The sequence below is a fragment of the Paenibacillus xylanexedens genome, from assembly GCF_007680605.1.
In the GTDB taxonomy this organism is placed as follows: domain Bacteria; phylum Bacillota; class Bacilli; order Paenibacillales; family Paenibacillaceae; genus Paenibacillus; species Paenibacillus xylanexedens_B.
Genome location: NZ_VEIO01000009.1, coordinates 42,357 through 56,949, shown reverse-complemented (window position 1 = coordinate 56,949; position 14,593 = coordinate 42,357). Strand labels below are relative to the sequence as shown.

Here is a 14,593-nt window from a genome sequence, read left to right as displayed (position 1 = left end):
AATACAGCAGTGCAACAGTCATAAGAACAAATTAAAAAATCCCGGAAGTCTTCAATGACTTTCGGGATTTTTTTATGTAGCTTAGACCCAGCCTGTGAATGCCAAAATAGATGCTTTGGCTGATTGTGCTTCCATGTGAGCACCGGTGCGCCAAGCCTTCGGGGACTCACCCATTAATCTGGCGAAGCAACGGTTGAAGCTGGAAATGGACCTGAAACCGACTTGCTCGGAAATCGAGAGCACAGAGGCATCGGTACTTTTTAATCGTTTGCAAGCCTCCTCTACGCGTGTACTGTTTAGAAAATCAAGAGGGGTCGTACCCATAATCTCATGGAACTTGCGGCGAAAATGGGTGGTGCTCAGATGACACAGATCTGCAAGCTCGTCAATCGTCACCGGCATCATATAATTCCTCGTGATATGTTCCAGAGCAGGGGATATAACCAGATCAGGCTGACGGCTCTGCCTTTCCGTTTCCCGCATCTGTTCTCGCTCCAGCTTCTGCTCACGGCTAAGGTCGTTCTCATCGATGGCATGAATGCGTAGTAACTCAATATACAGCGACATTAACAATCCATACGCACTTTCTCGATAGAACGGGGTTTGCCGCTGTATTTCCTCCACAATCGATGTCGCCAGCATATACACCTTCGGATATTGATCTTTATGTAATACACAACGGCTTGGTTGAATAGCCCGGAGATTGGGCTCCATGTGACTCTGAGGTGTTTTTAGGGAGTGCTGGAACAGTTCCTCCGGCGAAAAAAAGAGGTAGGCCCACCTGCTTGCGGTATTAGGTGAACTGTATGTCGTATGGGGCAGGTAACGAGGCAGGAAGGTAACATCTCCGGCCCGGAAAGGCACGTTCTCTCCCTTGATCTCCATTACACCTCCATCGGAGTAACAGATGCCAATCTCCATATGATTATGGAAATGAAGGTGCTCACTCTTCATATCAGAGATTTTCCAGCGCTCCCCGCTGAGCAGCAGCACAGGAAAGTCTATGGGCAGGCTGTAATGGCGGTATTCAATGACAGGTTTTTTCGGTTTGGGCATGTCCGGCTGCTCCTTTTCGTCGGATTATAAATGATCGAAATTGCGCAGTTTTGTTACGAATATGCTTAGATGCAAACTATTTTACTGCTTACAATGAAATAAGTAAAGCGTTTACATCACAGGACGGTCACTTCTTAAACTCAATTTGAGGAGTGTGCGCAGGAGAGGGGAATTTCAATGCTGCAAGTGAAATACGACCGTGAACAAATTTTAAACGTCATTCAGAACGTAACGAGAAAAACACTGGATATGGATTTAACGTGGGATTGGCCCTGCGGCGTAGCCTATTACGGAGTATCGAGAGCTTACCAAACGACAGGTGATCAGGAGATTTTGGACAGGCTGGTGAAGTGGGCGGATGAATATATAGAGCTCGGCTTGCCAAGCTGGACGGTGAATACATGTGCGATGGGACATGTGCTGATCACGTTATACGAAGAGACAGGCGATCAGAAGTATTGGGATACCGTCATGAGCAAAGTGGATTATATGCAAAATCATGCGCTCCGCTTTGGAGATCGGGTGTTACAGCATACGGTATCAACAGCGAATGATTTTCCTGAACAGGCCTGGGCAGATACGCTGTTTATGGCGGCTTTTTTCCTGCTCCGAGTGGGTAGCAAGCTGAAGGACGAAGCGATGATTCAGGATGCGCTGAATCAGTATTACTGGCATATCAAATACTTGCAAGATCCGAGCACCGGCCTGTGGTATCACGGTTATAACAACGTGAACAAGGATCACATGTCCGGCTTTTACTGGGGAAGGGCGAATGCATGGGGAGCCTATACGATGTCACAGGTCAAACCGCAACTCAAAGAGTGGTACTTGTATCCGCAATGTATGGACGTTGAATGTTCCTTGCGTGATCAACTTGCGGCTCTCAAGTTGCTGCAGACGGAGGATGGCTTGTGGCGCACCGTGCTGGATGATGCGGAATCGTATGAGGAAGTTTCAGCATCGTGCGGTATTGCAGCGGCCATGATTAATAATGGCAACCCCTTGCATACGAAATATGTGCAAAAGGCGCTCAGAGGTATTTTGAACCACATCAGCGAGGATGGACGTGTACTCGGGGTCTCCGGCGGCACAGCTGTGATGAAGGATCGCGATGGGTACCGTAACATTCCGAAAGATTGGATCCAAGGCTGGGGTCAGGGACTGGCACTGGCATTTCTGTCGGATATGTTGCGACAAGGAGAGTGAACATATTGCCGAAATCAACCAAAGGCTCTTTCACGTTACCAGGAGAATCCGGTTATGAAGCACTGACGCTGGAGCTGGCTGAACGGTGGGGAGCTGATGTCATAAGGGACAGTGACGGGACAAAGCTGTCGGGTGAGATCATACAGGCCGGATACGGCATTTATTCGACGATCTGCATCATTCGGGATCATAATGAGTGGGCATCAAGGAACCAGGATAAGCTCCAGCAATGTTTTCTGATTACCCAGCCGAAGGTAGCCGTGCAGGATTATATCTCCATCTACCTGATGGAGGACTTTTTTGCCGAACAATTCAAGGTGAACGATTCGAAGGAAGCGTTGACATATTGGCAGGTGTACGACCGAACGACCGGACAGGAAGTACCGAGAACGCAGTGGAATTACGAAAGGGAATCCGGGAACGTAGTCATTACCGGCATTACCCCTTGGCACAAATACACGGTAAGTTTCATGGTCTATCGCATCTGGGAAGAGATCTCTATGTATAATCACACAACGAACAACTGGGACAAAGAACACCTGATGCAGATCGATCCCATGTATGTGGATACACAAACGTATCTATTGGATTGGATGGAAAAATGGTGTCTTGCTCACCCCGAAACAACGGTTGTTCGTTTCACGTCGCTTTTCTATAATTTTGCCTGGATTTGGGGCAGTGATGAGCGCAACCGCCATCTGTTCTCGGATTGGGGTTCCTACGATTTCACGGTGAGTTCAAGAGGGCTTGATTTATTTGCTGAAAAATATGGCTATGCACTCACGGCAGAGGACTTTGTGAATGGTGGAAAGTACCAGGTCAGCCATATGCCTGCGGGACAACGAAAGCTGGACTGGATGGCATTTATCAATGATTTTGTCATTGATTTTGGCAGAAAATTGATTGATATCGTGCATCGCCATGGCAAGCTGGCTTACGTATTCTATGATGATAGCTGGGTAGGCATGGAGCCTTACAACGACCGCTTTGAAGAGTTTGGCTTCGATGGCATGATCAAATGTGTGTTCTCTGGCTATGAGGCCAGAATGTGTTCAGGCGTCAAGGCTGAAACACATGAAATTCGCCTTCATCCCTATCTGTTTCCCGTTGGGTTAGGTGGATTACCTACCTTTCAGGAGGGCGGAAACCCAACGCTTGATGCCAAAAACTACTGGATTAACATTCGGCGCGCGCTCCTGCGTGAGAAGATTGACCGAATCGGGCTGGGCGGATATCTGCATTTGGTAGAGCCTTATCCTGATTTTGTGGAATATATCGAGAAGGTCGCGGATGAGTTCAGGGAGATCAAAGCGTTGCACCAGGCAGGCAAACCTGCGCGGCTTCAGACGCGTGTGGCGGTGCTCCATAGCTGGGGGCAATTGAGATCCTGGACGTTGTCGGGGCATTTCCATGAGACGTATATGCATGATCTGATTCATGTGAATGAGGCGTTATCTGGATTGCCAGTAGATGTACGGTTTATCGATTTTGAAGATATTCGCCAAGGTGTGCTGAACGAGGTGGATGTGGTTATCAACGCTGGCAGAGCAGGTTCGGCATGGAGCGGTGGCGAGCACTGGCATGACACGGCATGTGTGGATCAGCTCACCCGTTGGGTGCACGAAGGAGGCGCATTCATTGGCATCAACCAGCCGTCGGCGGTGGAAGGTTATGATACCTTTTTCCGAATGGCTCATGTGCTTGGGGTGGATGAGGACACAGGTGCGCGTGTAGTGCATGGAAAGTGGGCCTATGATGCGCAGGATCGGCATGAGCTTGTGCCAGAAGGGGCGACAGTGAAGGGCAAGCCGCAACGTTATCTGACCGATGGAACGGCCGAGGTGGTGCTGGAAACGGAAGGGGACATTGCGCTGTCTGTACATGCTTTTGGCAAAGGAAAAGGAATCTATCTGTCTTCGTTTGAGTTTAATTGGGCAAATGCCAGACTGTTGCTGAATCTGATCCGCTTCGCCGGTAATGAACAACATCATACCAAGTATATTACGGATAATGTGTATACGGAGTGTGCGTATTATCCCGAGAGCGGCAAGCTGGTTGTGATCAACAACAGTGATCAGGCGCAGACGACGACGATTGACACGGAGCATGGGAGGCAGACGCTGCATATCGCTCCATTCGATACCGTCATTACTCGAATTGGGGCGCAGACATCGGTGTAACATCGGCTACTCTCCATATTGTACTGTCCTTGAATCGACCTTGAAAACGATTAGTTTTGACACAAAAAAAGCTCATGACCTGTAGCACATACGCTATAAGCCTTGGGCTTTTTGTGGCGCAAACAAATTTATTATGATGCCATACGTTACATGTATGGATACACGGCCTCATGTGCTAGACTAATAAAAAGTTATGTCAAAACTTGAAGCTATGTATAGCGCAAGTTGACTTTAATTACTATGAGACTAAACGGATTCAGTTTACACAGATGTCATCGGAGTGTCCGTGTACACTTAATCCTTCCAAAGGAGCTACTCACATGAATGTAAACGAGGTTATGCAAGAGCTTGAGGCTCTGGGCAAAGAACGCACGAAAAAAATATATCTCTCTAATGGTGCGCATGAACCCGTGTTTGGAGTTGCGACGGGGGCGATGAAACCGATGGCGAAGCAGATCAAGAAAAATCAGCCGCTCGCAGAGCAATTGTATGCAACAGGCAACTATGATGCCATGTACTTTGCAGGTGTTATAGCTGACCCGAAAGCGATGACCCACGCCGATTTTGATCGCTGGATGGATGCGGCGTATTTCTACATGGTGTCCGATTATATCGTTGCCGTAACTTTAGCGGAGACAGATATTGCCCAGGAGGTTGCAGACACTTGGATTGCGAGCGGAGAAGAGCTGCGAATGTCCGGCGGATGGAGTTGTTACTGCTGGCTTCTAGGTAGCCGTAAGGATACCGAATTTGAGGAAAGTAAACTTAGACAAATGCTTGAGCAGGTAGAACAAACGATACACCGTGCGCCTGAACGTGCAAAAATAGCCATGAATCTGTTTATCTATACGGTCGCCATGTCGTACGTTCCGTTGCATGAGCTAGCGGTGGAAACGGCCAAAAGGGTTGGCCCGCTTGAAGTAGGTCTGGACAAGCCGAAAAGCAAGCAGATCAGTGCTCTGGGCAATATTCAAAAGGCGCTGGACCGCAATCAGCTAGGTTTCAAACGCAAATATGTAAGATGTTAGTCCGAAACGTGTATTCCATTATCACCATGGCTCGTTATAATGGTGTTAATGGATGACACGGGTGGGGGAGACAACAACGGACATGAAACGCAAGTTAAAGTGTAAGCGTATTCAGTTGCTGGATGATTGGAGTTTAAGAACGAAGTTATACATAATGTTTATTTTTTGTGTGCTGGTACCGGTGCTGGCGACCAATGCCGTATTTTATCAGAGCATCAAGGGACAGATTGAAGCCAAAGAACAGAGCCGGATCAACGAAATGCAGCAGCGGATTCGCTTTAATCTGCGGAACAGCCTGGACAACAGCCTGTACGTATCCAATTTTTTATACACGGATGCAACGCTAAATCGGTTTATGGAATCCAAATACAACAATCAGGAAGATTATTATTTTGCATATTATGATATGCTGAGCGGCAACAATCTGGTTCGGTATTATTACAGTTACCAGCAAGTGAATCAGGTGACGTTTTATGTAGATAACGATACGTTTGTGAATGGCGGTAACTTTATCAAGCTGAATGATGACATAAGAAAAAGTGAATGGTATCAGGCATTGATGAACACAGACGACCAGATGATGATTTACTCCTATTTTGACAAGCAGCAGGCCGAGATGTCGCAAAGTCAAGGCGGCCGTAAGGTCAGCCTTATACGCAAACTCAATTATTTCGGAAAACAACAGGTGGAGAAGGTATTGAAGGTAGACCTCGACTACGCCTTCATTAACAAATCGTTTAAAAATGAGGGTGCTGGCGGCAAAATCTACATCGTTTCGGATGACCGGATTATTTTCTCCAATGATGCCCAGCTGAATCAGGCACGGAAGCCGTTCCATCTGATGTCCGCCATGCCGAAAGATGGGGGTCAATCCACCGAATCGATTCCTGTCGTATCGGAAAATTGGCAGATTATCGTGCGCGGAGAGAGACTGGATTTTCTGACCGAGATCGTGGATTCCAGATTTAATCTGCTGCTGCTCATCATTGTTAATCTGCTCGTGCCGACACTGCTCATCTGGCTGATCTCCAGATCCCTCATTCACAGGTTGGGCCGAATTGCAACGCATCTGGATCAAGTTAAACAGGAAAAATTCGAAGTGATTACAGAACCTGCGGGCAAGGATGAGATCGGCAGCTTAACCCATAGTTACAATACGATGGTCATCAAAATCAGGAATCTGATCGAGATTGTATTTAAAGGGCAGGTCGAACGGCAGGCGCTTGAACTCTCCAAGAAGCAGGCCGAATTAAAGGCACTGCAGAGCCAGGTCAATCCACACTTTATGTTTAACACGCTTGAGACCATTCGCATGCGGAGTCTGATCAAGGATGAACATGAGACCTCTGATATCATTCAGAAGCTGGCGCTGCTGCTCCGGCAAACGATTAACTGGGGCAATGATCTCGTTACCATTCAAGATGAGATTCGTTTTGTCGAGAGTTATCTGGTCATCCAGCAATATCGGTTTGGCGAGAAGTTACAGTTCGTTATTGACGTTACCGATGCGGATATTCTGGAGATGAAGATTCCGAAGCTGACCGTATTAACGTTTGTCGAAAATGCTTGCATCCATGGTATTGAAGGTGGCTTGAATGATGGTGTCGTGGAAGTCAGATTCCAGAAGGATAATGACCAGCTGCATATGATGATCCAAGATACCGGAGTTGGCATGGAGAAGGACAAACTGGAACTCATCCGAACGATGCTGCTTGATCCAAGTCTGGAACGGCTTAGCGAATTGAGTAGCATCGGAGTGATGAATGCATATATTCGACTTCGGATGTATTTCGATGAACGTGTGCAAGTAAGCATTGACAGTGAAAGGTACAAGGGGACTACGATTCGTATCCAAATTCCGCTTGTACAAGCATCTCAGGGATAAGGAGCGAGGATATGATCAACGTGCTGATTGTGGACGATGAGCCGTTTATTCGCCAAGGACTGCTTCTGCTGATCGATTGGAACGCGCTTGGATTTCAAGTTTGTGGTCAGGCTTCCAATGGGGTACAGGCACTCGAATGCATCCGTACAATGAAGCCTGATCTCGTCATATCCGACATTAAAATGCCGGAAATGGATGGCATGCAGCTTGCCAAAATCATCTATGAACAATACGGCGGCGAGATGAAGATGGTGTTACTTAGCGGGTTCTATGAGTTTGAGTACGCCAAACAAGCGATCAAGTATCAGGTGAACGATTATATTCTTAAACCGATTGTGAAGGACGAGCTGCTGCAAGTGCTTGAGGCCTTTAGCAAGGCTTTCATGGAAAGAACGGAAGAAAAGCGGCATCAGGAAAAACAGGAACAGATCGTGATGGCTCAACAGGTGCAATCGATTTTGCTTGGAACGGCCGATGAGGACACACTCGCCAGCATCCAGGCCGCTTACGGGGACGTAATGAAGTATCGATGCTTGATGATTGAAACGGAAACGGAGCGGGAGCAGCTACAAACCGATGGTAGTCTGCTCGTGGAAGCCCATATGAATCGGAATCATGCAGGCTATGTCCTGAAATCTTTTACAGGTGAGAAAAATCGGGTGCTGCATGTTGTGACTGACCTGTTGCTGAAGCGTGAAGCATCATCACTGGAACAATACGTCACAAGGCTGTATACAGAGCTAAGTCAGATACAGGGTGCAGCCATAGCCATCTATGTGGGCAAGGAAGTGGACAGGCTGGAGGAACTGCACGAGTCCTATTATTCTTGCGGTAAGATTAAAAGTTTACGTTTCTTTAGTGCGTACGGGCCGATTTATTATTTTGAACATATGGACACAAGTGTGTTCACCAATCAGCCTGCCGGTCGGGAAAAACAGCTCTTCGATGGACTCATTCAAGCGATTGAGGAGCAGCGGATCGAAGATATACGTGGCCATGCACAGGCCGTTTTTCAATTTTTTCTGGAGCAGCGCATCGAGCCGGGCATCGTGGGCATTCATCTTCATTATTTGGCGTACACGTTGCTCGGACTGGTCAACAGGGAAGATACGGATCTGAATTCAGATGAGGAATGGATGCAGTCCACATTTTTACAGGAAAATTATGCCATGCTGTCCATGGAAGAGAATATCGAGAATCTGTGTTACTTTTCGTACATATGTGCGGAGAAGCTGAAAGAGCGTCAGAAGTGGAATGCGATGGGTGTACTGGCGCGAGTCGAGGCTTACATTCATGAGCACTATATGGAAAATATTAGCCTGAAGCTGCTCGGAGAGCATTTTTTCATGAACAGTGCCTATCTGGGACAGATTTTCAAAAAGCATTATGGCGTGAGTTTCAGTGATTACCTGAATCAGGTTCGTATTGACGAGGCCATTCGATTGTTGCGCAGAACGGATTATAGAGTCTATGAGATCGCAACGAAGGTAGGATATCGGGACTCCGATTATTTCATTAACCGGTTTGAGAAAATCAAGGGAGAGACGCCTGCCCAGTATCGAAAAAGGGCACAAACGATTCAATCTTCGGATTCATCATCCTGCACGCCTTGAGGGGGAGCAGGATTTTTTGCATATCTGGAATTATTGGGATGAGGTCTATAATTTGTCCCGTTGAGCAGGACAGGTAACAATGATAATTTTAAATCAACCTTTGGAAAGCGCTTTCTAAAGAGTGTCTCTCAACATACTTCGCTGGAGGGGTCATGATGAAAAAGGATGTCAGAAAAAGATTAAGGCAACTCGTTCTACTAACGTTAATGTTTACGGTTGTGCTCGCCGGTTGTTCGCCGGGGTCATCCAAGACGGAAGAGAAGACGGCAGACGGCAAGGAACTGAAGCAATTTTCCGCATTTTTTGCTGTACCAGGCAAGCTCGCACCTGATGATAACCGCGTAATGAAGGCTATTGAGGAAAAGACAGGTGTACGCGTTACGATGGACTGGCTCACTGGCCAGACCGCCAAAGAACGGATCGGGGTTATGATTGCAGGTGGCGAATATCCGGATTTCATTGATGGCAGTGATGGTACACAGCAGTTAGTATCTGCCGGTGCTTTAGTGCCGCTTGAGGACTATATCGATAAATACCCGAATATCAAAAACTATCTCGGTGACAATTGGAAGAAAATGAAAAATTCAACGGATGGCCACATCTATTTCATTCCGCAATTCGGAAATTTACAGGGTGAGTCCATGAAAGTATCCCATGATGGAGAAGCGTTCTGGATTCAAAAAGCGGTGCTGGAATGGGCGAACTACCCAACGATCAAAACGCTGGATCAATATTTCGACTTGATCGAAAAGTACAAAGCAGCGAATCCAACGATTAACGGTCAGCCGACCATCGGATTCGAGATCATTTCATACGACTGGCGTTACTTCGCACTGGAGAATCCGCCGTTGTTCCTGGCAGGTTACCCGAACGAAGGTGCCGCTATTATCGACAAAGCTACGTTAACAGCGAAAAACTACAATACGATTCCGGAAGCTAAGGCTTATTTTAAAAAGATCAATGAGGTGTACAACAAAGGGCTTGTCGACAACGAAACGTTCACAGCCAACTACGATCAGTACATTTCCAAAATTTCAACGGGACGTGTACTGGGCATGGTCGATCAGGGATGGCAGTTCCTTGACGCAGAGGCATCTCTCGTTAAACAAAAGCTGTATGAAAGAACCTATGTCCCCCTGTCCATTACGTTGTCCGAAGATGTGAAAGGCCGTTATCAGCATAAGCCGATTCTGAACGTCAACGGCGGACTTGCGATCACAAAGAGTTGTAAGGATGTTGAAGGAGCGCTTCAATACATTAATGATCTGCTTGATCCGGAGACGGAAGTTCTGAGAACGTGGGGACAGAAAGATGTAGATTATCAGGTGGATGACAAAGGTGTATTCTCCCGTAACGAGGAGCAACGTGCCAATTCGAAAGATCCGGACTGGGTACTCGCCAACACTGGAAGCCCGCTGGTATATTTCCCACACCATGAGGGCATGACAGCAGACGGTAAAAATGCGATGGACCCGAAAGAACAGCCTGAAGAATACCTTGCTACATTGAATGACATTGATAAAAAAGTACTCAAGGCTTACGGATACACCAAATTCACGGATTTCCTGGAGCCTGCAGAAGAGAATGAACCATGGTTCCCGATCTACACCTTCAATTTTGAACCGAATAAACCAGAAACGATTGCCAGACAGAAGATGGACGATGTAAAGCGCAAATGGTTGCCTAAAGTGATTATGACCTCACCAGCAGAGTTCGATCAAGCATGGGAAGAATATCAAGCGACACTCAAAGAAAGTGCAGATATTAAAGCCTATGAGGACGCATTGACCGAAGAGGTTCGCAGACGTGTAGACCTGTGGGGTTAAGCATGAGAAACAGATGAAAGTAGTAAGACAGGTTATACGATAAGAAGCAAAATAAGCAATACGATAAGCGGTGCGAAAATAACTACGGTAAGAGAACTATGACAAGTAGCACGATAAGTATGAAGAGTAATACGAGTAGTAAGAGAAGCAAGATCAGCAAGATCAGTAATCAATAGCTAGATTTAAGGCAGAGAGGCTATGGGACATCCTGTAGCCTTTCTTAATCCACACATAAACGTGTACCCATTGGACAGGAATGGATTCGAATCATCCATGGCGGATGATATAGATAAAACTCGTAATCAAGGAGAGAGAAAAGCATGGCTAAAAAGGAGTTGCAGTCCTCGGTGAATACCAGTCATATCCCTTCAGGGAAAAGTTGGCTCGGATATAACTTGTCCAGAATGAAAAGTCAGCGCCAATTGATGTGGATGTCATTTCCCTTCATTGCGTTTATTGCTATTTTTGCCTACGGGCCTTTGTGGGGCTGGCTCATGGCTTTTCAGAACTACAGACCAGGCCTTGGGTTTATGGAGCAGGAATGGGCGGGGCTGGATCATTTTCGGACGTTATTTACAGACCCGACTTTCTTGCGTGTCATTCGCAACACACTTGCGATGAGCCTGATCAGTCTGTTTCTGGGATTTGTCGGTTCGATTGGCCTGGCGCTCTTGCTCAACGAACTGCGGCTGGTTTTATTTAAACGGGTCGTGCAGACCGTTTCGTACCTTCCGCACTTTCTGTCGTGGATCATCGTGACAGGCATCGTTGCGAATGTATTGTCAACGGAAAACGGGATTGTAAATGTGCTGATGACCAAGCTGGGGCTGATCGATACGCCGATTAATTTCTTTGCCGAACCCAAATATTTCTGGGGCATCGTTGGTCTGTCCAGCATGTGGAAAGAGATCGGATGGGGCACGATTATCTATCTGGCATCCATGGCGTCCATTAATCCAAGTCTGTATGAGGCAGCATCCATTGATGGAGCAGGCCGTTTCCGCAAAATGTGGAATGTCACACTGCCGAGCATCAAACCAACTATTATTATCCTGCTGATTATCAATGTGGGTAACGTACTGAATGCAGGCTTTGAGATTCAATATTTGCTGGGGAACGGACTGGTGCAGGATGTATCCGAAACGATTGATATTTTTGTTCTGAAATACGGAATTAATCTTGGAAACTACTCACTTGCTACCGCGGCAGGAATCTTCAAAAGTGTGGTCAGTCTGGTGCTCATCTTTATCGCCAACGGGATTGCCAAATCTCTTGGTGAAGAGCGGTTGATATGATAAGGGGGCAGCGCTGTGAATCGAATTAGCGGAAAACGAAGCCTGGGTGACTCTATTTTCTCCATCACCAATGGCATATTTATGTTGCTTGTTATGGTTGTTACGTTATATCCTTTTTTAAACACCATTGCCGTATCTTTCAATAACGGTCTCGATACGATTCGCGGGGGAATCTATCTCTGGCCGAGAGAATGGACGCTGCAAAACTACGTTTCCGTGTTCCAAAATCCACATCTGACCCAAGCGGCATTTATTTCGGTTGCCAGAACGGTCATCGGAACCGTAGTACAGCTCTTCTGTACAGCCATGCTAGCTTATGTGCTGAGCCGTAAGGAATATATGTTTAACAAGTTTGTGACTACACTCTTTGTGATCACGATGTATTTCAGCGGCGGCTTGATTCCGGGGTACATGCTGATCAAACAAGTGGGACTGCTGAACAGCTTTTGGGTGTACATTATTCCCGGCCTGATCGGGGTATTTAACATGATTGTCATCCGAACCTACATTCAGGGGTTATCCGAGGGACTGATTGAATCAGCGAAAATGGACGGTGCAGGAGATTTCCGCATCTTTATGCGTATTGTGCTTCCGCTCTCCAAACCGGTGCTGGCTACGGTTGCACTTTTTATTGCTGTAGGTCAATGGAACTCCTGGTTTGACTCCATGCTCTATACGGCAGGTAACCGCAATTTGACCACCTTGCAATATGAACTGATGAAGCTGTTATCTTCGGCGACGTCACAAGGGGGAACGGTCAATGTGGATCAATACAAAAATGTGACCAATATGGTCACCCCCGTATCCATTCGGGCAGCCATCACCATCGTGACCGCGATGCCCATTGTCGTGCTCTATCCATTCTTGCAAAAATACTTTGTCACTGGACTCACCATTGGAGGGGTAAAAGAATGAACAATGTTAATCAAGGCGAGCAATGCACGTTTAACAATCCGATCATGCCGGGATTTTATCCAGACCCGTCTGTCTGCCGGGTAGGGGAAGATTTTTATCTGGTCACATCCACGTTTGCCTATTTTCCCGGCGTTCCGATCTTTCACAGCCGTGATCTGGTTCATTGGAAGCAGATCGGTAATGTGCTGGATCGTGAGTCTCAGCTTAAGCTGGAGGGCGCAGGACATTCGCAGGGGATCTTTGCACCGACGCTTCGGCATCATGATGGGCTCTTTTATATGATCACAACGAATGTATCTCATGGTGGAAACTTTGTTGTAACCGCTACCGATCCGGCTGGGCCATGGTCTGATCCTTATTTTATCGAAGGTGCGGAAGGTATCGATCCAACGATTTTCTTCGATGAAGACGGCAAAGCATATTATTTAGGAACACGGCCTTGCTCGGAAGGCGTGCGTTACAATGGCAACTGGGAAGTATGGCTGCGTGAACTGGATCTCGGCAGCATGAGGCTGGTCGGAGACAGCTATGTTCTCTGGCGCGGAGCGATGGTAGATGTCATCTGGCCTGAAGGCCCGCACTTGTACAAAATTGGTGAGTATTATTACCTGATGATTGCCGAAGGTGGTACAGGTCTGAACCATGCAGTTACCATTGCACGCAGCGGCAGTTTGACTGGCGGTTATGTCGGGAATCCGAATAACCCGATTATTACGCATCGTCATATGGGCAAGCATTATCCAGTCATCAACGTAGGACATGCTGACCTGGTACAGGCACCTAACGGTGAGTGGTTCATGGTGATGTTGGCTTCCAGACCGTATGGCGGCGATTTCAGCAACCTTGGCCGGGAGACATTTATTGCTTCAGTGGAATGGGAAGATGGCTGGCCTGTGGTCAATCGAGGGCTTGGCAAACTGGAGGAGCAGGGGGTATTGAATCTGCCAGCGGTACCTGTGGAACCAGATCTGCGCTGTGAAAATTTTGACAATGATGAATTGGGCTTGCATTGGATGTTCCTGCGTAATCCTCAGGAGGATCTGTACTCGTTGACTGAACGCCAAGGTTACCTGCGCTTGAAGCTGAAACCGCAAACATTGAAGGAACTTGAGAATTCCAGCTTTGTCTGTGTACGGCAGCGGCATATGGATTATGTTGCAGCGACTGCGATGGAATTTGTGCCGCAGCATGAATATGAGACGGCGGGTCTGGTGGTTATCCAGAATGATCAGTATCATGTGCGGATTGAACGGGCATGTGAAGGTGAGCAGCAGGTGCTGCGGGTAATGACGTGGCTTGATGGTGAGGAATCACAGGTTGGCCAAGTTGTGCTGGATGGAGAAACTCCGCGTGTTTACCTTAAAATGGTGGCGCTAGGACAGCAACTCAGCTTCTACTACAGCACAGATGGAAGTAAGTATCATCTGGCTGCAGGACAAGTGAATACGACCAGCTTGAGCACGGAAGTGGCTGGTGGTTTTGTTGGGTGCTGTATCGGCATGTTCAGCAGCAGTAATGGTAAGGCTTCTGATCAGGTTGCCGACTTTGACTGGTTCGAATACGGTTCGTACAATTAAACTCTCATTGAA

Annotated in this window: 10 protein-coding genes; 9 read left to right on the top strand and 1 reads right to left on the bottom strand. The window is 47.2% G+C overall.

Annotated features, from left to right (window positions below; genetic code table 11):
• Positions 1–81: 81 nt before the first annotated feature.
• Positions 82–1,056 carry an AraC family transcriptional regulator gene (locus tag FS818_RS24745; RefSeq protein WP_145335661.1) on the bottom strand — a complete coding sequence of 325 codons (975 nt, stop codon included), beginning with the start codon at positions 1,054–1,056 and terminating at the stop codon, positions 82–84.
• Between the two features lie 177 nt (positions 1,057–1,233).
• On the opposite strand from FS818_RS24745, the gene FS818_RS24740 reads away from it, so the two are divergent.
• From FS818_RS24740 to FS818_RS24700, 9 genes are all read left to right on the top strand, one after another.
• Positions 1,234–2,262, top strand: coding sequence for a glycoside hydrolase family 88/105 protein (locus FS818_RS24740; RefSeq protein WP_145335659.1), 1,029 nt, complete (start codon positions 1,234–1,236; stop codon positions 2,260–2,262).
• Positions 2,259–4,442 (top strand): 1,3-beta-galactosyl-N-acetylhexosamine phosphorylase, encoded by a 2,184-nt coding sequence (gnpA, locus tag FS818_RS24735; protein ID WP_397351815.1) that lies wholly within the window; start codon positions 2,259–2,261, stop codon positions 4,440–4,442. The genes FS818_RS24740 and gnpA overlap by 4 nt, the downstream gene beginning before the upstream one ends.
• Positions 4,443–4,762: 320 nt before the next feature.
• Entirely contained in the window at positions 4,763–5,470 is a 708-nt protein-coding gene (locus tag FS818_RS24730) for a DNA alkylation repair protein (protein ID WP_145335655.1), read from the top strand.
• An 82-nt stretch (positions 5,471–5,552) separates the two neighbouring features.
• Positions 5,553–7,355: a sensor histidine kinase gene (locus FS818_RS24725; protein ID WP_186375589.1), complete on the top strand. Its 1,803-nt coding sequence runs from the start codon at positions 5,553–5,555 to the stop codon at positions 7,353–7,355.
• Between the two features lie 11 nt (positions 7,356–7,366).
• Complete coding sequence (locus FS818_RS24720) at positions 7,367–8,968, top strand: response regulator (protein ID WP_145335651.1); 1,602 nt, start codon at positions 7,367–7,369, stop codon at positions 8,966–8,968.
• Positions 8,969–9,123: 155 nt separating this feature from the next.
• Positions 9,124–10,794 (top strand): extracellular solute-binding protein, encoded by a 1,671-nt coding sequence (locus tag FS818_RS24715; RefSeq protein WP_145335649.1) that lies wholly within the window; start codon positions 9,124–9,126, stop codon positions 10,792–10,794.
• A 320-nt stretch (positions 10,795–11,114) separates the two neighbouring features.
• The gene (locus FS818_RS24710; protein WP_186375588.1) at positions 11,115–12,089 is read left to right on the top strand and encodes an ABC transporter permease; all 975 of its coding nucleotides are present in this window, start codon (positions 11,115–11,117) and stop codon (positions 12,087–12,089) included.
• Positions 12,090–12,104: 15 nt separating this feature from the next.
• The gene (locus FS818_RS24705) at positions 12,105–13,004 is read left to right on the top strand and encodes a carbohydrate ABC transporter permease (RefSeq protein ID WP_186375587.1); all 900 of its coding nucleotides are present in this window, start codon (positions 12,105–12,107) and stop codon (positions 13,002–13,004) included.
• Positions 13,001–14,581: a glycoside hydrolase family 43 protein gene (locus FS818_RS24700; RefSeq protein ID WP_145335647.1), complete on the top strand. Its 1,581-nt coding sequence runs from the start codon at positions 13,001–13,003 to the stop codon at positions 14,579–14,581. The genes FS818_RS24705 and FS818_RS24700 overlap by 4 nt, the downstream gene beginning before the upstream one ends.
• Positions 14,582–14,593 lie beyond the last annotated feature (12 nt).